16 protein-coding genes are annotated in these 18,791 nt (G+C 70.2%); 10 read left to right on the top strand and 6 right to left on the bottom strand.

Features of this window, described 5'->3' with window-relative positions:
- The first annotated feature begins 115 nt into the window (after positions 1-115).
- The 3 genes from ACIBJH_RS10980 to ACIBJH_RS10970 all read left to right on the top strand — a co-directional run bounded on the left by ACIBJH_RS10980 (position 116) and on the right by ACIBJH_RS10970 (position 5,992).
- Complete coding sequence (locus ACIBJH_RS10980; protein WP_399116538.1) at positions 116-1,588, top strand: MGH1-like glycoside hydrolase domain-containing protein; 1,473 nt, start codon at positions 116-118, stop codon at positions 1,586-1,588.
- The gene (locus ACIBJH_RS10975) at positions 1,585-3,522 is read left to right on the top strand and encodes a glycogen debranching N-terminal domain-containing protein (RefSeq protein ID WP_399116537.1); all 1,938 of its coding nucleotides are present in this window, start codon (positions 1,585-1,587) and stop codon (positions 3,520-3,522) included. Before ACIBJH_RS10980 ends, ACIBJH_RS10975 begins: the two co-directional genes overlap by 4 nt.
- 805 nt (positions 3,523-4,327) lie before the next feature.
- Positions 4,328-5,992 (top strand): sulfatase-like hydrolase/transferase, encoded by a 1,665-nt coding sequence (locus tag ACIBJH_RS10970; protein ID WP_399116923.1) that lies wholly within the window; start codon positions 4,328-4,330, stop codon positions 5,990-5,992.
- Here the strand turns inward: ACIBJH_RS10970 and dusB are convergent.
- Positions 5,989-7,155: a tRNA dihydrouridine synthase DusB gene (gene dusB / locus ACIBJH_RS10965; RefSeq protein WP_399116536.1), complete on the bottom strand. Its 1,167-nt coding sequence runs from the start codon at positions 7,153-7,155 to the stop codon at positions 5,989-5,991. The genes ACIBJH_RS10970 and dusB overlap by 4 nt on opposite strands.
- Positions 7,156-7,265: 110 nt before the next feature.
- Between dusB and ACIBJH_RS10960 the strand changes: the two genes are divergently transcribed.
- The 3 genes from ACIBJH_RS10960 (at position 7,266) to ACIBJH_RS10950 (ending at position 9,777) form a co-directional block, all read left to right on the top strand.
- On the top strand, positions 7,266-8,711 hold the full coding sequence (locus tag ACIBJH_RS10960; RefSeq protein ID WP_399116535.1) for an MFS transporter: 1,446 nt from the start codon (positions 7,266-7,268) through the stop codon (positions 8,709-8,711).
- 39 nt (positions 8,712-8,750) lie between these two features.
- The gene (locus tag ACIBJH_RS10955; protein WP_399116533.1) at positions 8,751-8,936 is read left to right on the top strand and encodes a hypothetical protein; all 186 of its coding nucleotides are present in this window, start codon (positions 8,751-8,753) and stop codon (positions 8,934-8,936) included.
- Between the two features lie 148 nt (positions 8,937-9,084).
- Positions 9,085-9,777 carry a hypothetical protein gene (locus ACIBJH_RS10950; RefSeq protein ID WP_399116532.1) on the top strand — a complete coding sequence of 231 codons (693 nt, stop codon included), beginning with the start codon at positions 9,085-9,087 and terminating at the stop codon, positions 9,775-9,777.
- A gap of 21 nt (positions 9,778-9,798) precedes the next feature.
- Here the strand turns inward: ACIBJH_RS10950 and ACIBJH_RS10945 are convergent, their stop codons facing one another.
- Positions 9,799-10,701, bottom strand: coding sequence for a helix-turn-helix transcriptional regulator (locus tag ACIBJH_RS10945; protein ID WP_399116531.1), 903 nt, complete (start codon positions 10,699-10,701; stop codon positions 9,799-9,801).
- 101 nt (positions 10,702-10,802) lie between these two features.
- Between ACIBJH_RS10945 and ACIBJH_RS10940 the strand changes: the two genes are divergently transcribed.
- From ACIBJH_RS10940 to ACIBJH_RS10930, 3 genes are all read left to right on the top strand, one after another.
- Positions 10,803-12,230, top strand: coding sequence for an MFS transporter (locus ACIBJH_RS10940; RefSeq protein ID WP_399116530.1), 1,428 nt, complete (start codon positions 10,803-10,805; stop codon positions 12,228-12,230).
- Positions 12,231-12,352: 122 nt separating this feature from the next.
- Positions 12,353-12,559: a hypothetical protein gene (locus ACIBJH_RS10935; protein WP_200710779.1), complete on the top strand. Its 207-nt coding sequence runs from the start codon at positions 12,353-12,355 to the stop codon at positions 12,557-12,559.
- A 100-nt stretch (positions 12,560-12,659) separates the two neighbouring features.
- Positions 12,660-13,787 carry a serine hydrolase domain-containing protein gene (locus ACIBJH_RS10930; RefSeq protein WP_399116529.1) on the top strand — a complete coding sequence of 376 codons (1,128 nt, stop codon included), beginning with the start codon at positions 12,660-12,662 and terminating at the stop codon, positions 13,785-13,787.
- Positions 13,788-13,793: 6 nt separating this feature from the next.
- Here the strand turns inward: ACIBJH_RS10930 and ACIBJH_RS10925 are convergent, their stop codons facing one another.
- Positions 13,794-14,378 (bottom strand): TetR family transcriptional regulator, encoded by a 585-nt coding sequence (locus ACIBJH_RS10925; protein WP_399116528.1) that lies wholly within the window; start codon positions 14,376-14,378, stop codon positions 13,794-13,796.
- A gap of 32 nt (positions 14,379-14,410) precedes the next feature.
- Entirely contained in the window at positions 14,411-15,430 is a 1,020-nt protein-coding gene (locus ACIBJH_RS10920; protein WP_399116527.1) for an aldo/keto reductase, read from the bottom strand.
- A gap of 163 nt (positions 15,431-15,593) precedes the next feature.
- On the opposite strand from ACIBJH_RS10920, the gene ACIBJH_RS10915 reads away from it, so the two are divergent.
- Positions 15,594-16,640 (top strand): chitinase, encoded by a 1,047-nt coding sequence (locus tag ACIBJH_RS10915; RefSeq protein WP_399116526.1) that lies wholly within the window; start codon positions 15,594-15,596, stop codon positions 16,638-16,640.
- 3 nt (positions 16,641-16,643) lie between these two features.
- On the opposite strand, the gene ACIBJH_RS10910 is transcribed toward ACIBJH_RS10915, so the two are convergent.
- Positions 16,644-17,255: a LysE family translocator gene (locus ACIBJH_RS10910; RefSeq protein WP_399116525.1), complete on the bottom strand. Its 612-nt coding sequence runs from the start codon at positions 17,253-17,255 to the stop codon at positions 16,644-16,646.
- A gap of 121 nt (positions 17,256-17,376) precedes the next feature.
- On the bottom strand, positions 17,377-18,759 hold the full coding sequence (locus ACIBJH_RS10905; RefSeq protein ID WP_399116524.1) for a glycine--tRNA ligase: 1,383 nt from the start codon (positions 18,757-18,759) through the stop codon (positions 17,377-17,379).
- Between the last annotated feature and the right edge of the window lie 32 nt (positions 18,760-18,791).

The raw sequence follows: 18,791 nt of genomic DNA, 5'->3' as shown, positions 1-18,791 counted from the left end.
CCCCCTTGTGTTTCTCAACCCTGCATTACATATTGAGTTTTGCGTGTTAAATAGACGTAACCCTACGGTAGCCATGACCGAACCGGTCGGCACGACGTGTTTCGTGGAGTCCCGAGTGGATCGCACTGCCCAGCTCACAGCCCTCCCGATGGAGCACCACCTCGTATACGATCCGCCGTCCTTGTCAGGTTCCCTGCACCTCAGGGCGGCTGCCGTACTCGAAGGGAACTGGACGGGAACCTCAACGGTCCCCTCCCGTGGTCTGTATCCGCACCAGTGGTCCTGGGACTCCGCCTTCATCGCGATCGGCCTGCGGCACCTCTCGCCGCTGCGGGCCCAGACGGAGCTGGAGACGCTGCTCGCCGCCCAGTGGGGCGACGGCCGTATCCCGCACATCGTCTTCAACCCCTCCGTACCGCTCGACGCGTACTTCCCGAGCCCCGACTTCTGGCGCTCCTCGACCGCGGGCCACACCGCGGGCGCCCCGCGCACCGTACAGACCTCGGGCATCGTGCAGCCACCGGTGCACGCGCTGGCAGCGTGGCTGGTGCACTGCGCGGACCCTGGTCTCTCCCGCGCACGCGGCTTCCTGGCAGGCGTCTACCCCCGGCTGGCCGCCTGGCACCGCTATCTGCTGCACCGGCGCGACCTGGGCGGGGGCGGGCTCGCGTCCGTCGTGCACCCCTGGGAACAGGGTATGGACAACAGCCCTTGCTGGGACGCCCCGTTGAGTCGCATCACCCCCGCCCCGGCCCGCTCCTTCCGCCGCGCCGACCTCGACCACGGGGCCGCCGAGGACCGGCCCACGGACCTCGACTACGGCCGTTACGTGCGGCTCGCGACGGAGTACCGGGACGGCGAATACGCCGACGGGGCAAGCGAGTTCGCGGTGGAGGACCCGTCTTTCAACGCCCTGCTCATCGCCTCCGAGCACGCACTCGCCCGTATCGCACGGGAGTTGGGCGCGACCGGCACCGCCCGGCACGCCCGCGCGGAGCGCCTGACCGGCGTCCTGATCGAGCGGCTCTGGGACCCGGCGGAGGGCATGTTCTTCTGCCGTGACGTAAGGGATGGGGGTCTCATTCCCGAGCGGAGCGTCTCCGGCCTGATCCCCCTCCTCCTCCCCGACCTGCCCCGGGACATCACCTCGGCCCTCGTCCGTACGGCGTCCGGCCCGCACTTCGGGCTCGGTGACACCACCCAACTGCCGCCCAGCTACGACCTGTTGGGCGAGGCCTTCGATCCGCACCGGTACTGGCGCGGCCCGGCCTGGTTCAACACGAGCTGGCTGCTGGAGCGCGGTCTGCGGCTGCACGGCGAGCGGCCGAGGGCGGACGCGCTGCGCGACGCCGTCCTGGCGACGGCCGCCGCCACCGACTTCGCCGAGTACGTCGACCCGTACGACGGCGAGGCGTGCGGCGCGACCGGCTTCAGCTGGACCGCCGCACTGACCCTCGATCTGCTTCACGAGCCCCCCGGGCACGGCGTGTCCGGCACGGGTCTCGGCACGTTCGACATGAGTGGCACAGAAGTGAACGGCAAGGCAGTCATGGGCGCCAAGAGAGTCAAGGGAGGGGACCGGGGATGACGGACCGGCATCATCTGCTCGTGCACGGCGGGACGTTCGCAGCCGTGGGCGACGGCGGGGACATCAGCGGCGTACGGGGCGGCAGTTCCCCGGACGGGTTATTCGTACGGGACGCCCGGCACCTGAGCCGTTGGCAGTTGACGGTCGACGGCGCGGTGCCGGAGGCACTGACACCGGTGGCCGACGGGGACATGGCGCGCTGTGTCCTGGTCCCGCGCGGTGGCCGCCAGGAGCCGCCCGCGCACACGCTCTTCCGTGAACAGGCCGTCGGCGACGGCTCGTTCGTCGAGTCGCTGAAAGTGACCAGCAACCGGCCGGTGCCGACCACGGTCCGGCTCGCGGTCACCGCGGACGCCGACTTCACCGACCAGTTCGAACTCCGCTCCGACTACCGCACGTACGCGAAGACCGGAGCCACCCGCTCCCGCCAAGTCCTCGACGACGGCGTGGAGTTCGCCTACCAGCGCGGCGAATGGCGTTCTTGTACGACGGTCACGGCCGAGCCCGCCCCCGACGGCGTCGAGGAGACCGGCACCGGCGCCCGCCGCATGGTGTGGACCCTGGACCTGGAACCGCACGGCACCGCCGAGTTGGCGCTGCGGGTGATGGCCCGCCCGCACGGCGACAAGCGGGCCCTGCGGGTACCGCGCTCACCGGCCGCGCTGAACGAGCAACTCCTCGCGCTGGAGGGCGAGTACGTCCAGGGCGTCTCCTTCCCCACCGGCTGGCCGGAGTTGGCCGCCGCCTGCGCCCGGGGCCTGTCGGACCTGGCCTCGCTCCAGGTCCCGGCGACGGGCCTCGACGGCGAGGAGTTGCGGGTACCGGCGGCGGGCGCGCCCTGGTTCCTGACCCTGCTGGGCAGGGACGCGCTACTGACGTCGTTGTTCGCCCTCCCCTACCGCCCCCAACTCGCCGCCGCTACGCTCCCGGCGCTCGCCGCGACCCAGGCGACAGCGGTCGGCCCCGAGTCGGTCTCCCAGCCCGGCAAGATCGTGCACGAGGTGCGGCACGGCGAGCTGGCGCACTTCGGGCAGGTGCCGTACGGGCGTTACTACGGCTCGGTCGACGCCACCCCGCTGTTCCTCGTACTGCTCGGCGCGTACGTCGAGCAGACCGGCGACACGGCACTCGCCCGGCGCCTGGAGTCCAACGCCCGCGCGGCGGTGGGCTGGATGCTCGACCACGGCGGCCTGACCTCGCGCGGTTATCTGGTCTACCGCGCGGACCAGGGCGGCCTGGCCAACCAGAACTGGAAGGACTCCCCCGGCGCCATCTGCGGAGCCGACGGCACCCGCGCAAGCGGTCCCGTGATGGCGGCGGGGGCCCAGGGGTACGCGTACGACGCGCTGCGCCGCACCGCGTGGGTGGCGCGGACGGTGTGGGAGGACGAGACGTACGCGGCCCTCCTGGAGCAGGCGGCGTCCGACCTGCGGGACCGTTTCCAGCAGGACTTCTGGATGCGGGACCACTCCTTCCCGGCGCTGGCGCTGGACGGGGAGGGCCGCCAGGTGGACGCGCTGGCGTCGGACGCGGGCCATCTGCTCTGGTCGGGCCTCCTCGACAAGGAGTACGGCGAACTGGTCGGCCGCAGGCTCCTGGAACCGGACTTCTTCTCCGGCTGGGGCGTCCGCACACTCGCCTCCGGACAGGCTGCGTACCACCCGCTCTCCTACCACCGGGGTTCGGTGTGGCCGCACGACAACGCGCTGATCACGCTGGGCCTCTCGCGCTACGGCCTGCACGACGAGGCCCGTACGGTCGCCCACGCGCTGGTCGACGCGGCGACGGCGGCCGGCCACCGCCTCCCGGAGGTCCTCGCGGGCTACGGCCGCGACACCCACCCGGAGCCGGTCCCGTACCCGCACGCGTGCGTACGGGAGTCCAGGTCGGCGGCGGCTCCGCTGGCGCTGCTCACGGCGGTAGGGGGCGCGTGACGCAACGGTGATAAGCCGTTTGCCGGGTGTTTGCCCAGTTCCGTGAACAGGGGCATGAGGCAACTCGTACGGAAGAGCGGCGGTCCTGCCTGCCCAGTTCGGACCGCCACTCCGACTACGGGCTCCTCATGGAAGGACCTTCGGGTTGCCTCAGCACACGAGCACGCGCAAGTCACCGAACACGGCCGGGGCAGCCGATGGCCAGGTTCCGCCGCCGGACATCGACACCGCCGTGGACACGGAGCCGACTCCGGGCGACGCGATAGCGACACCGGCCGGGGACGAGACCGTCGCCGAGCCCGTCGTAGAGACTCCGGCCAAGACCGGGAAGGCCGTAGAAACTCCTGCCGAGGCCTCGGCCGAGGCTCCGGCGGAGGCGGGGCCCCACACCGGGTCCGCGGCGGCAGAGCCCGAGTCGGCCAAGAACACCGACGCCGACGACTCCGAGGAGCCCGACTCCGAGGCCCCGGACTCCGAAGCCGCCGAGAAGGCCGCCGAGGCTGACCCGGCCACCGCCGACCCCGGCGCCGAAACCGACCGCGAGGTCACCGCGCGCGAAGCCGATCCCGAGATCGCCGCCCCTGACGCTGAAGTCGCCGACTCACCCGAGGCCGAAGCCGAAGCCGAAGCAGAGGTCGAAGCAGAGGTCGAAGCCTCCGAGGACACCCCCGCCCCCGAAGCCGCCGCAGACATCGCCCCCGGCGACCCCGCCCCGGCAGCCCCCGCCGACCAGTCCCCCACCACCCCCCGCCCCACCCGCCCCGGCCCCCGCAACTGGAGCAGTCGGCTGGGCCTGCGGCGGCGGATGCGGAGCTGGCGGGAGAAGCACCCCGTCGCCGCTCGCGTCGTGTCCTGGACCGTCACCGTGCTTGCCGCCGGCGTCGTCTACGTGTGTCTGCTGATGCCGACGACGCTGAACAGCCTGAAGCCGGCCGAGTTCATGCGGCTCCCGGCGGAGGCGATCATGGGGGCCGTCGTCCTGATGAGCCTGCCGCGGCGGCCGCGGATCGTGCTGGCGGCGTTCTCCGGTGCGCTGACCGCCGTCGTGGCGATCCTGAACATGCTCGACATGGGCTTCAACGAATACCTGGGCCGGGGCTTCAACGTCGTCCTGGACTGGAGCCTGTTCGCCGACGCCCGCGGCTACCTCGTGGACACGCTCGGCGGGACGGTCACCTCCGCCGTCACGGTCGGTGTCATCCTCTTCGTCCTGCTGCTGATCGTGCTGGTCGCACTGGCCACGGTCCGGCTCAGCAACCTGCTGGCCGCCCACAAGCCGCAGGCGTCCCGGGGCGCGCTGATCGCGGGCACCGCCTGGATCACCTGCACGGCCTTCGGCCTCCAGGTCTCCGACGTGCCGCTCGCCGCCGACCACACCGCCGCGATCCTCAAGCTCCGCACCGTGGCGATCCGCAACACCCTGCGCGACGAGGCGGAGTTCGAGAAGGTCGCCAAGGTCGACGCCTTCGGCAACACCCCGGGCAGCCAGCTCGTCCCGGACCTGCGCGGCAAGGACATGATCTTCACCTTCATCGAGAGCTACGGCCGCAGCGCGATCGAGGACCCGATCATGGCGCCCGGTGTCGACGAGACGCTCGCCGCCGACACCCAGGCCCTGTCGAAGGCCGGCTTCGCCGCGAAGAGCGGCTGGCTGACCTCGGCGACCTACGGCGGCAGCAGCTGGCTGGGCCACTCGACGACCATGTCGGGGCTGTGGGTCAACAACCAGCAGCGCTACCGCACGGTGATGGCCAGCGACCACCTGAGCCTGACCGACGCCTTCAAGAAGACCGGCGACTACGACACCGTCGGCGTGATGCCGGGCATCCAGAAGGGCTGGCCGGAGCAGAGCTTCTACGGCCTCGACAAGGTCTACAACGCCTTCCAACTGGGCTACAAGGGACCGAAGTTCAGCTGGTCGACGATGCCCGACCAGTACGCCCTCGAACAGTTCCAGAAGCAGGTGCACAGCAAGCCGCGGACCGACGGCAAGTCGCTGATGTCGATGATCATCCTGACGTCGAGCCACCAGCCGTGGGCGCCGATCCCGAAGCTCGTCCCGTGGGACCAGCTGGGCGACGGTTCGATCTTCGACGCGATCCAGAAGGCCGGCAACAAGGCCTCCGACGTCATCGCCGACACCACCAAGTCCCGCCAGGAGTACGGCAAGTCGATCCAGTACTCGGTGAACTCCCTCACCCAGTGGCTGGAGCGCTACGGCAACGACAACACCGTGCTGGTCTTCCTCGGCGACCACCAGCCGATCGCCCGGGTCAGCGGCAACCACGCCAGCCGTGACGTGCCGATCTCGATCGTCGCCAAGGATCCCAAGGTCCTTGCGAAGATCGACAGTTGGAACTGGACGGACGGTCTGCGCCCCGCGCACGACGCCCCGGTGTGGAAGATGAGCGCCTTCCGCGACAAGTTCCTCACTGCGTACGGCTCGACGCCCCACCCGAAGACCAACTAGCCGCCCGAGGAGTCGAGTTCGGCATCCTCACCGATCCCCGCGCAGTCGTACGGGTCCTTCAGCCAACCGTCGGGCAGCACCACCCTGTTGTTGCCCGAGGTACGGCCGCGGGGCCCGTCCGCGCCTGTGGGCCAGGGCTGGTCGAGGTCCAACTCGTCGAGGCCGGAGCGGAGTTCATCCAGCGAGGACGTGATGGCGAGGCGCTTGCGCATCTCGCTGCCGACCGCGAAGCCCTTCAGGTACCAGGCGACGTGCTTGCGGAAGTCGATGACCCCGCGCGCCTCGTCGCCGATCCACTCGCCGAGCAGGGTCGCGTGCCGCACCATGATGTCCGCGACCTCGCGCAACGACGGCTTCAAGACGTCCTGTTCACGTCCTTCGAAGGCGGCCACGAGGTCGGCGAACAGCCACGGGCGCCCCAGGCAGCCGCGCCCGACCACGACCCCGTCGCACCCGGTCTCGCGCACCATCCGCACCGCGTCCTGCGCGGACCAGATGTCGCCGTTGCCGAGCACGGGGATCTCCGGCACATGCTCCTTCAGCCGGGCGATCGCGTCCCAGTCGGCGGTGCCGCCGTAGTGCTGGGCGGCGGTGCGGCCGTGCAGCGCGATGGAGGTGACGCCCTCCTCGACGGCGATACGGCCGGCGTCGAGGAAGGTGATGTGGTCGTCGTCGATGCCCTTGCGCATCTTCATGGTGACCGGCAGGTCCCCGGCGCCGCTGACGGCCTCGCGCAGGATCGCCCGCAGCAGGTTCCGCTTGTACGGCAGCGCGGAGCCGCCGCCCTTGCGGGTGACCTTCGGGACCGGGCAGCCGAAGTTGAGGTCGATGTGGTCGGCGAGGTTCTCGTCCGCGATCATGCGGACGGCCTTGCCGACGGTCGCCGGGTCCACGCCGTACAGCTGGATCGAGCGCGGCTTCTCGGTCGCGTCGAAGTGGACCAGCTGCATGGTCTTCTCGTTGCGTTCGACCAGCGCCCGGGTCGTGATCATCTCGCTGACGAACAGGCCCTTGCCGCCGCTGAACTCCCGGCACAGGGTGCGGAAGGGCGCGTTGGTGATCCCGGCCATGGGGGCCAGGACGACGGGCGGCGAGACGGTGTGCGGGCCGATCCGCAAGGGCGACACGGCCGGGGGCGCGGGCAGGGACACGGGCGTGGACATTGCTCCATTGTGGCGCACGGCTTCCGGTGCCCGCGGACGGAGCGGTGGCCGGAGATCATGTAGCGGTCATTAGTTAGACGCACTATCGAGTTTCGCGTACGATGGTTCGCATGCCCGAGCTCAGCCACCGTCGCCGCATGCTGGTGCTCGCGATCTGCTGCATGAGTCTGCTGATCGTGAGCCTGGACGTCACCATCCTGAACGTCGCTCTGCCCGCCATGCAGACCGATCTGCACGCGAGCACGTCCGGTCTGCAGTGGACGATCGACGCGTACACCCTGGTCCTCGCCTCTCTGTTGATGCTGGCGGGCTCCACCGCCGACCGGATCGGCCGCAAGCGGGTCTTCATCGTCGGCCTGGTGGTCTTCAGCGTGGGCTCGCTGCTCTGCTCGCTCGCGCCCGACCTGAACGCGCTGATCTGGTTCCGCATGATCCAGGCGGTCGGCGGCTCGATGCTCAACCCGGTCGCCATGTCGATCATCACCAACACCTTCACCGAGCCGCGCGAGCGCGCCCGGGCGATCGGGGTGTGGGGTGCGGTCGTCGGCATATCGATGGCCGCCGGACCGCTGATCGGCGGGCTGCTCGTGGACTCGGTCGGCTGGCGCTCGATCTTCTGGATCAACCTGCCGGTGGGTGTGGCCGCGCTGCTGCTCACCCTGAAGTTCATCCCCGAGTCCCGCGCACCCAAGGCCCGCCGTGCCGACCCGGTCGGCCAGCTCCTGGTGATCGCCCTGTTCGGCTCGCTGACGTACGCGATCATCGAGGCGCCGGACTCCGGGTTCACCGCGATCCTGCCCTTCGCGGCGCTCGCGCTCGTCGCCCTGGTCGGCCTCGTCTGGTACGAGCCGCGGCGCGACGAACCCCTCATCGACCTGCGCTTCTTCCGCTCCGCGCCGTTCAGCGGGGCCACGGTGATCGCGATCAGCGCGTTCTCGGCGCTGGGCGGCTTCCTGTTCCTGTCCACGCTGTATCTGCAGAACGTGGTCGGTCTGGACGCGCTGCACGCCGGACTGTGGATGCTGCCGATGGCGGTGCCGACGTTCCTGTGCGCGCCGATCTCCGGCCGACTGGTCGGCAGTCGCGGACCCCGGATACCCCTCCTGATCGCGGGCTCCGCGATGACCGTGAGCGCGCTGCTGTTCGCCGGCTTCGAGGCGGAGACGTCCAACGTCTCGCGCTTCATCGGGTACTTGCTGTTCGGCATCGGCTTCGGGTTCGTGAACGCGCCGATCACCAATACGGCGGTCTCCGGGATGCCGCGCGCCCAGGCGGGAGTCGCGGCGGCCGTCGCCTCCACGAGCCGTCAGCTGGGCCAGACCCTCGGCGTCGCGGTGGTCGGCGCGGTGCTGGCCTCCGGAGTCGGATCGTCGTCGTACAAGGACACGTTCGTGTCGGCGGCACGCCCCGGCTGGTGGATTCTCGTGGCGTGCGGCCTGGCCGTACTGGTACTGGGCGCGGTGACCAGCGGCACCTGGGCCCGCCGAACCGCCGAGCGCACGGCGGAGAAGCTGTCGTCCGTCGAGGTACGCGAGGCGGCGGGGATCACCGCGTAACCCTCCGGGACGACCGAACGCCCCCCACACACCACCGAGTTGACCGGACAGATCCGCCAGGTCGCCGCCGCGCAAGTCGAAGGCGTCAGCGGCGGTAGGCGCGTCGCCGACGGAGCGGGCGACGTAGACGGCGCGCAAGCCGAACCGACCCCGCCCACCGCCGAACGCACAACGCAGCAGCTGCCGTCCGCCGAAGTCCGCGAGGCGGCGGGGATCACCGCGTAACCCTCCGGGACGACCGAACGCCCCCCAGACACCACCGAGTTGACCGGACAGGACAGGTCCGTCAGGTCGTCGCGTAGGACGCGTAGGAGCCGCCCGGTCGCGTGATCCTTCCGTTGTCAGCCGTTGGCGGTTTCAGTAAATTGAACAGATGTCCGACGCGATGGTCATGCGGCGCTCAGGGTGGACGTTCTCGTTCGACGGTCGGTCGTTGACCATCACCCGGCGGGGGACGCCCTGGCGCCGCAAACGGGTCGAGCGGTTGCCGCTCGGCCGGCTGCGCGCCTGCTACCTCCGGCATTCGGAGAGCCACGGCCTCGAAAGTCACGACTTCTGGCTGGTGTACGACACCGACGCGGTGCTGCTCGGCGTCGGCCGGCAGTACTTCGAAGGCTACGCCTTCTGGTTCACCAAGTTCCTCAGCGAGGCGATCCGCGAGCGGCTGCGCCGGATCTTCGAGCACACCATCGGGCTCGGTCCGCATCCCGAGGCGGAACTGCTCCGCGTCATCCGGCCGGCGCTGAACCTCCATCCGCACAGCTTCAGCTCGGGCGACATTCCCTACCGTCTGGCCGCGCTGCGCAGGGACGACGGCCTGGAGCGGGGCAGCCGGATGCCCGGTCCGACCCGGCCCTCCGACCTCCAGACCGATCACGCCTACGCGTTGCGCCACGAGGCACCGAGCTTCGAGAACTGGTGGACCTTCGTCGAGTACGTCCGCGAGGGCTACGAGCCGGTGGACGAACCGGGCTGGGAAGAGGTCGTGGAGGATCTGGGGCGGGGCCGGGAGTTCATGACCCTGAGCAATCCGGGGTACAACCGGTCGGGATATCCGAGGACTTGACGCGGCGGAGGCAGCCCGGGCTCACTTCTCCAGCGCGATCGCGTGCAGCCGCTCCAGCCGCTGCCTCGACTCCTCGTCCGCCGGTGCGTACGTCACCATCCGCGGGCCTCGCGAAGGGCCGAGCCACAGGTCGGTGTGGTCGACGGTGAGGCGGCCGACGTGGGCGTTGCGGAACTCCTTGCGGCGGGGGCTGGCGCCCATCACCTCGTGGCGGTCCCAGACCTCGCAGAACTCGGGGGACGTGTGCAGCCGCTTGAGCAGGGTCTTCCAGGTGGGGTCGGCGAGATGGTCGGCCATCGAGCCCCGGAAGCGGGCGGCCATGAGCCGCTGGGTCTTCTCCAGGTGCACGATCGAGGACCGCCACTCCTGGTGCGTGTAGGAGAGGATCATGCAGTTGCGGTCCTCGGGCGGCACCGCGTCCAGGTCGCAGAGCAGCATTCCGTAGGTGCGGTTGTAGGCGAGGATGTCGTACCGGGCGTTCTGGAGGCAGGCCGGGATGGGGTCGAGCTGGTCCAGCATCGCCTGGAGGGCGGGCGTGACGACCGGGCAGACGGTGGCCGGCTGCGGATCGGTCGCGTCGGCCAGCTGGAACAGGTGGCTGCGCTCGCTGCGGTCGAGCAGCAGGGTGCGGGCCAGCGCGTCGAGGACCTGGACGGAGACCTGGATGTCCCGGGCCTGTTCGAGCCACGTGTACCAGGTGACGCCGACCGCGGCGAGCTGCGCGACCTCCTCGCGGCGCAGCCCGGGCGTACGGCGCCGGGTGCCTCGCGGGAGGCCGACCTGCTCGGGGGCGATGTGCTCGCGGCGGTGGCGCAGGAACGCGGCGAGTTCATGGCGCCGGACCGTCGAGGCGGTCTGCTGTGCCGCTGGTCGCGCCGTCCCTGTCGCTGTCGCTGTCGCCGTCTCCTGTGCCATCGTCGTCATCACCCCAGTCTGCCGCCGCGCGGACCCTGTTTCCAGGTAGTCCTGCTACCAGGATAAGGACACTCTGGTACCAGTCTGCCGACAGGCGCAGGCTCGTCGGCGTGACCGAAACCATGACTTCCCGCACCGTCCGATCCCCGGCGGCGCCACCCGTGCTCGGCGGCCTCGGACTGTTCACGGTGCTGCTGGCCGCGGCGCTGCCCCTCATCGACTTCTTCATCGTCAACGTGGCCCTGCCGACCATCGGCAAGGACCTCTCGGCGAGCGAGGCCGTCCTCGAACTCGTCGTCGCCGGCTACGGAGTCTCGTACGCCGTGCTGCTCGTCCTCGGCGGCCGGCTCGGCGACCTGTTCGGGCGCCGTCGGCTCTTCCTGGGCGGGATGGCCGCCTTCGGCGTGACCTCGCTGGCCTGCGGCCTCGCGCCCACCGCCTGGACGCTGGTCGCCGCGCGGATCGCGCAGGGCGCGGCCTCCGCCGCGATGCTCCCGCAGGTCCTCGCCACCATCCAGGCCGCGACCCAGGGCCCGCGCCGCGCCAGGGCGATGGGCCTGTACGGCGCGACGGCCGGCCTCGCCATGGTGGCGGGGCAGATCCTCGGCGGGGTCCTGGTCGCCGCCGACATCTGGGGTACCGGCTGGCGCGCGGTGTTCCTGGTGAACGTGCCGGTGGTCGTCGTAGGGCTGTTCCTGGCCGCCAAGGTCGTACCGGAGACGCGTTCGCAGCACCCGGAGCCGGTGGACGTGCCCGGTACCTTCCTGCTGGCCGCGTCGCTGCTGGCGCTGCTGGTGCCGCTGACCGAGGGCCGGGCGGCGGGCTGGCCGTTGTGGACGTGGCTGTCGCTGGCCGCGTTCCCGGGGATCGTGTCCGCGTTCTACGCGGTGGAGCGCCGGGCGGACCGGCAGGGCCGGACGCCGCTGGTGCCGCCGAGTCTGCTGGCGCTGACCTCGTTGCGGCGCGGGCTGACGATCATCCTGCCGCTGTCGATCGGCTTCTCCGGGTTCATGTTCGTGATCGCGGTGGGGCTGCAGCGCGGCGCCGACCTGGGCCCGGTCGCGGCGGGCCTGGCGCTCGCCCCGATGGCCGTGGCCTTCTTCCTCGTCTCGCTGGCCGGGCCGCGCCTGGTGACCCGGTACGGCACCCGGGTCGTGGCGGTGGGGTCGGTCGTGCAGGGGGTGGGCGTGGGGTTGATCGTGCTGGCCGCGTGGCGCTCCTGGCCGGACCTCGGTTTCGTCGAACTGCTCCCGGGGATGGCGGTCGCCGGTGCCGGTCAGGCACTCCAACTGCCCATCATCTTCCGGATCGTGCTGTCCGAGGTGCCGCCGGCCCGGGCCGGTGTGGGCGCTGGCGTGATGGTGACCACGCAGCAGTCGGCGCTGGCGCTGGGTGTGGCCACGCTCGGCACGCTGTTCCTGTCGCTGATCCCGGGCATGGGCATGCGGGACGCCCTGGTGACCACGCTGTTGGTGCAGTTGGCGGGTGTGGTGCTGACCGGGCTGCTCAGCCTGCGGCTGCCGCGCACGATCGGCTGAAAGCCGGACGAACCGTCGGATGACATGTTCACAGCTTGGACAACTCGGCGTGAATTGAGCACTGTTGATGTTGATATTGCTGCACACTCCTTGCCGGAGACTCCTGAGCGGAGGCGAGGCGCATGTTGCAGATCAACACGAGCAAGGTGAGCCGCTGGGACCAGCACGGGCGGGAACATGTCGTCCGCGTGCAGCGCAAGGGCGCGCAGCGCATGATCGTGTGCGACACCTGCGGCTGGAAGAAGAGCGCGCAGTTCCTGCCCTGGCTGAAGGCGGAGGAGCATCTGGCGGAGGAGCACCAGGCGACGGTGGATCCGTCCGGCGGCTGACCGGGGAGCGAGCGATGAGTTCGCGGGGCGGGGGGAGTCGTATCCGGCGTATGCGAGATGACCGTATGCGATACGACTCCCCGGACCGGAAGGCCGACCGATGAACTCTCTCCACGACACCCTGCGGCGAAGCGTCGACGACGGCACCGTGCCGGGGGCGGTGGGCCTGGTGGCCCGTGGTGACGACGTCGAGGTGGTGGCCGTCGGCTCCGTCGACGTCGAGGGCACCGCCCCGATGGCCCGCGACTCGATCTTCCGGATCGCGTCGATCACCAAGCCGATCACGGCGGCGGCGCTGCTGACGCTGGTGGACGAGGGCCGGGTCGGGCTCGACGACCCGGTGGCCGAGTGGCTCCCGGAGCTGGCGAAGCCGGTGGTGGTCCGCACGCCCACGAGTCCCGTCGACGACGTCGTGGCGGCCGAACGCCCGGTCACCGTCGAGGACCTGCTCAGCTTCCGCGCCGGCTGGGGACTCCCCTCCGACTTCGCGCTGCCCGCCGCGCGGTCCCTGTTCGCGATCCAGGACCACAGCCGCCCCTTCGGGGACTGGCCGGACCCCGACACCTGGCTGGGCCAGCTCGCCCAGGTGCCGATGCTGCACCAGCCGGGCGAGGCCTGGCTCTACGGCACCTCGTCCGCCCTCCAGGGCATCCTGGCCGCCCGGGTGTCGGGCCGCGCTTTCCCCGACTTCCTGGCGGAGCGGATCTTCGAACCGCTGGGCATGCGGGACACCGGCTTCGAGGTACCGGCGTCGAAACGCGACCGCTTCACCTCGTCCTACGCCCCGGCCGGGGACGGCACCCTGCGCCTGACGGACACCCCGGACGGCGACTACAGCAGCCTGCCGCGTTTCCCCTCGGGCGGCGGGGCCCTGGTCTCCACGGCCGACGACTGGCTGGCGTTCGCCCGTATGCTGCTGGCCGGCGGGCAGGGGCTCCTCTCCCCCACCTCGGTGAGCCGTATGACCACGAACCACCTCACGGCCGCCCAGCGCGAGGCCGCGATCCTCTTCCTGGAGGGCCAGGGCTGGGGCTACGGCGGCCAGGTCGACGTCGCCCCGATCGACCCGTGGAACGTCCCCGGCCGCTACGGCTGGATCGGCGGCACCGGCACCACGGCCCACATCGTCCCGCCGACGGACACGGTCACGATCCTGCTGACCCAGGTGGCGATGACGGGTCCGACACCGATGCGGCTGATGCGGGAGTTCTGGGAGTCCACGGCCTGAAGGCCGTCAGCCGCGCAGCCCGCGCAGCAGCAGCTCCACCATCGCCTCGAACTCCGCCTCCACGCCCGGCTTCAGCCACTCCCGCGCGTAGGACGGGTCGTGGAAGCGGCCCGTGGCCTGGAAGACGGTGCGGGCGGCGACGGCCGGGTCGGAGACCGTGAAGACACCGGCGTCGACGCCCGCCCGGACGATCTCGGTGAGCTGGCCGGTCAGCTCGTCGATGTGCGCGCCGACGACGTCGACCGCGTCCTCCGCGAGCACCGAGTACGTGGCGAACAGCTCGGGATCGCCGCCCGCCTTCTGCCGCTTGGCCTCGAACAGCCCCGCGAGCCAGTCCCGCAACCGGTCCTCCGGGCCACGGTCCTCCGTCACGTAACGCGCCAGCGTCGACGCCGTACGGTCCAGCCAGCGCTTGGTGACCGCCTCGCGCAGCGCCGCCTTCGTCCCGAAGTGCCGGTAGACGGTGCCATGGCTGACGCCGAGCGCGCGGGCCACGTCCACCACGGTCGCCTTCGCGGGGCCGTGGCGGCGCAGCACCTCCTCGGTCACTTCGAGGATGCGCTCGGCGGTCAGGGTCTCGCTCGCTGCCATGGGGAAGACCGTACCCGCAGGCCGGGTCCTGATCAGTGCTCGCTGTCGAGGTGCGCCATCGCCGCGGCCGGGTAGCGCTCGCCGAGCGCCGAGTCCGCCGGCACGGCCGCCTCGATCGCGGCGAGGTCCTCCGCGTCGAGTACGACGTCCAGCGCGCCCAGCGACTCGGTCAGCCGGTCCCGGGTGCGGGCGCCGATCAGCGGCACGATGTCCTCGCCCCGGGACAGCACCCAGGCGGTGGCGAGCTGCGCGACGGAGACGCCCTTCTGCTCGGCGATCTTCCGCAGCTGCTCGACCAGGCCCAGGTTGTGCTGGAGGTTCTCGCCCTGGAAACGGGGCGAGTGCGCCCGGTAGTCGCTCGCGCCGAGCTGCCGGTCGGGCGCGAAGTGCCCGGAGATCAGGCCGCGGGACAGCACGCCGTACGCCGTGACGGAGATGCCCAGTTCACGGGTGGCCGGCAGGATGCGGTCCTCGATGCCCCGGGTGATCAGCGAGTACTCCAGCTGGACGTCCGCGATGGGCGCGACGGCGGCGGCCCGCCGGATCGTGTCGGCGCCCGCCTCGCTGAGGCCGATGTGCCGGACGTAGCCCTGCTCGACCAGTTCGGCGATCGCGCCGACCGTCTCCTCGATCGGTACGTCGGGGTCGACCCGGGCGATCCGGTACACGTCGATGTGGTCGACGCCGAGGCGTTGCAGCGAGTAGGCGGCGAAGTTCTTCACGGCGGCGGGCCGGCCGTCGTACCCGTTCCAGGCACCGTCCGCACCGCGCAGCGCCCCGAACTTCACGCTGGTGAGCGCCTGTTCGCGGCGGGCGGCGGGGGCGGCGCGCAGGGCCTCGCCGATCAGCATCTCGTTGTGGCCCATGGTGTAGAAGTCGCCGGTGTCGAGCAGGGTGACGCCCGCTTCGAGGGCGGCGTGGATGGTCGCGATGGCCTCGGTCCGGTCGGCCTCGGCGTAGGCGGAGGACATGGCCATGCAGCCGAGGCCGAGCGCGGAGACCTGGGGACCGGTGGTACCGAGCGAGCGTGTGGGGATCGTGGGGATCGTCATGTGGACCACCATGACATGACAGCTGACAGATTTCAATATCTGTCATTCCAACTTCCATCGGAGTGGTCCATACCTCTTGACGAAAGGTCTGGACCACGCGCACTCTCATGCCAGCACTGTCATGCCTACGACACCTCACCGCACCCCCACCGGGAGGCCCCGTATGCTCCGCCGCGCCCTGCGCCTGCTCGCCGCCGCCCTGACCGCGGCCTGCCTCGCCCAACTCCCCGTCGCCGGGGCCGCCTCCGCGGCCGACACCTGCGCCGTCAAGTCCCGCCCGGCCGGCAAGGTTCTCCAGGGCTACTGGGAGAACTGGGACGGCTCGTCCAACGGCGTCCACCCGCCCTTCGGCTGGACCCCGATCACCAACTCCGCGATCGCCACGCACGGTTACAACGTGATCAACGCGGCCTTCCCGGTCATCCGTTCCGACGGAACGGCCCTCTGGGAAGACGGCATGGACGCCGGAGTGAAGGTGGCCACGCCCGCCGAGATGTGCGCGGCGAAGGCCTCGGGCCAGACGATCCTGATGTCGATCGGCGGCGCGGCCGCGGGCATCGACCTCAGCTCGTCCACCGTGGCCGACAAGTTCGTCTCGACGATCGTCCCGATCCTGAAGAAGTACAACTTCGACGGCATGGACATCGACATCGAGACAGGCCTGGTGGGCAGCGGAAACATCGCCCAACTCTCAACCTCCCAGGCCAACTTGATCCGCATCATCGACGGCATCCTGGCCCAGATGCCGTCCAACTTCGGCCTGACGATGGCCCCGGAGACCGCGTACGTCACCGGCGGCAGCATCACGTACGGCTCGATCTGGGGCGCGTACCTGCCGATCGTCAAGAAGTACGCGGACAACGGCCGCCTGTGGTGGCTCAACATGCAGTACTACAACGGCAGCATGTACGGCTGCTCCGGCGACTCGTACTCGGCCGGCACGGTCGCGGGCTTCACCGCCCAGACCGACTGCCTCAACAAGGGCCTGGTCGTGCAGGGCACGACGATCAAGGTCCCGTACGACAAGCAGGTCCCGGGCCTGCCGGCCCAATCGGGCGCGGGCGGCGGCTACATGACCCCGTCCCTGGTCTCCCAGGCCTGGCGGCACTACGGCACGTCCCTCAAGGGCCTGATGACCTGGTCGATCAACTGGGACGGCTCGAAGAACTGGACGTTCGGCGACAACGTGAAGGCGTTGCAAGGGCGTTGAGGTTCACCTGGCCGTGAGGGCGAGCTTCGCCCCCAGCGCCACGAACGACCCCGCGAAGCTCCGCCGCAGCCATGTCATCACCCTCGGCCGTGAGGTGACGTGGCTGCGGACGGAGGCGGCGAGGACGCCGTACGCCGCGAAGACGACGAACGTCGCCAGCATGAAGACCCCGCTGAGCGCCAACATCCGTACGGCGGAGTGGGGTTCATCGGGACTCACGAACTGCGGCAGGAAGGCGAAGAAGAAGACCGTCAGCTTCGGGTTGAGGATGTTGATCAGCACGCCCCGGACGATCACGCGGCCGGCGGAAACCGGCGCGCTGTCCTGGTCGACGTCGATCGCCGCCTTGTCCTTCACGGTCGCCCATGCCATGTAGAGGAGGTAGGCGACACCGGCGTACTTGAGAACCTGGAAGGCGGTGGCACTGGCGTTCAGCAGTGCGGCCAGCCCGACGACGGTGGCCAGCACGTGCGGCACGATCCCGAGCGTGCAGGCGAAGGCCGCGAGGACGCTCGCGCGGCGCCCCCGGGAGAGACCGGCGGCGAGGGTGTAGACGACGCCGGTGCCGGGGGTGACGACCACGACGAGGGTGGTGAGGAGAAAGGCGAGGCTCATGGGGCCAGCCTGGCGGAGCCGCGGACCTCGTGGCAGGGCCAATGGGCCGCCGGTATCGGGGACCAATCACCAACGCCGGACGGGCATTTCCAGCCCGTCCGGCGTTTCGGTTCCAACAGACCTAGGCGCCGATCAGGCGACCCGCGAGGTAGCCCTCGATCTGGTCCAGCGACACGCGCTCCTGCTTCATCGAGTCGCGCTCGCGGACCGTCACCGCGTTGTCCTCAAGGGTGTCGAAGTCGACCGTCACGCAGTACGGCGTGCCGATCTCGTCCTGGCGGCGGTAGCGGCGGCCGATGGCACCGGCGTCGTCGAACTCGATGTTCCAGTTCTGCCGCAGCGCCTGGGCGAGGCCCTTGGCCTTCGGGGACAGCTCGGGGTTGCGGGACAGCGGGAGCACCGCGACCTTCACCGGGGCCAGGCGGTGGTCGAGGCGCAGCACCGTGCGCTTCTCCAACTTGCCCTTCGCGTTGGGCGCTTCGTCCTCGACGTAGGCGTCGAGCAGGAACGCGAGCATCGCGCGGCCGACACCGGCGGCCGGCTCGATGACGTACGGCGTCCAGCGCTCCTGGGCCTCCTGGTCGAAGAAGTGGAGGTCCTGGCCGGAGGCCTTGGAGTGCGCGGTGAGGTCGTAGTCGGTGCGGTTGGCGACGCCCTCCAGCTCACCCCACTCGTTGCCGCCGAACTGGAAGCGGTACTCGATGTCCGCGGTGCGCTTGGAGTAGTGGGAGAGCTTCTCCTTGGGGTGGTCGTACCACCGCATGTTCTCCTCGCGCAGGCCCAGGCCGGTGTACCAGTTCCAGCGCTCCTGCATCCAGTACTCCTGCCACTTCTCGTCCTCGCCCGGCTTGACGAAGAACTCCATCTCCATCTGCTCGAACTCGCGGGTGCGGAAGATGAAGTTGCCGGGCGTGATCTCGTTGCGGAAGGACTTGCCCATCTGCGCGATGCCGAACGGCGGCTTCTTGCGCGAAGTGGTCTGCACCTGGCCGAAGTTGGTGAAGATGCCCTGGGCGGTCTCGGGACGCAGATAGGCGATGGAGCCGGTGTCCTGCGTCGGGCCGAGGTGGGTGGAGAGCAGGCCGGAGAACTGCTTGGGCTCGGTGAACTGGCCCTTGTTGCCGCAGTTGGGGCAGTTGATGTCGGCGAGGCCGTTCTCGGGGAGGCGGCCGTGCTTGGCCTCGTACGCCTCTTCCAGGTGGTCCGCGCGGAACCGCTTGTGGCACGCGGTGCACTCGGTCAGCGGGTCGGAGAAGGTGGCGACATGGCCGGAGGCGACCCACACCTCGGGGGCCAGGATCACGGACGAGTCGATACCGACCACGTCCTCGCGCGACGTCACCATGTAGCGCCACCACTGGCGCTTCAGGTTCTCCTTGAGCTCGACACCCAGGGGTCCGTAGTCCCAGGCGGCCTTCTGGCCGCCGTAGATCTCACTGCACGGGTAAACGAAGCCACGGCGCTTGCTCAGGCTGACGATGGTGTCGATCTTGTCGGCGGCCACGATGCTCTCTTCATGACGAATGGACGGCGGCG

Source organism: Streptomyces sp. NPDC050548 (assembly GCF_044457385.1).
Lineage (GTDB): Bacteria > Actinomycetota > Actinomycetes > Streptomycetales > Streptomycetaceae > Streptomyces.
The sequence above is the reverse complement of the archived record's forward strand: the minus strand, read 5'-3'. Positions and strand labels throughout refer to the sequence as shown.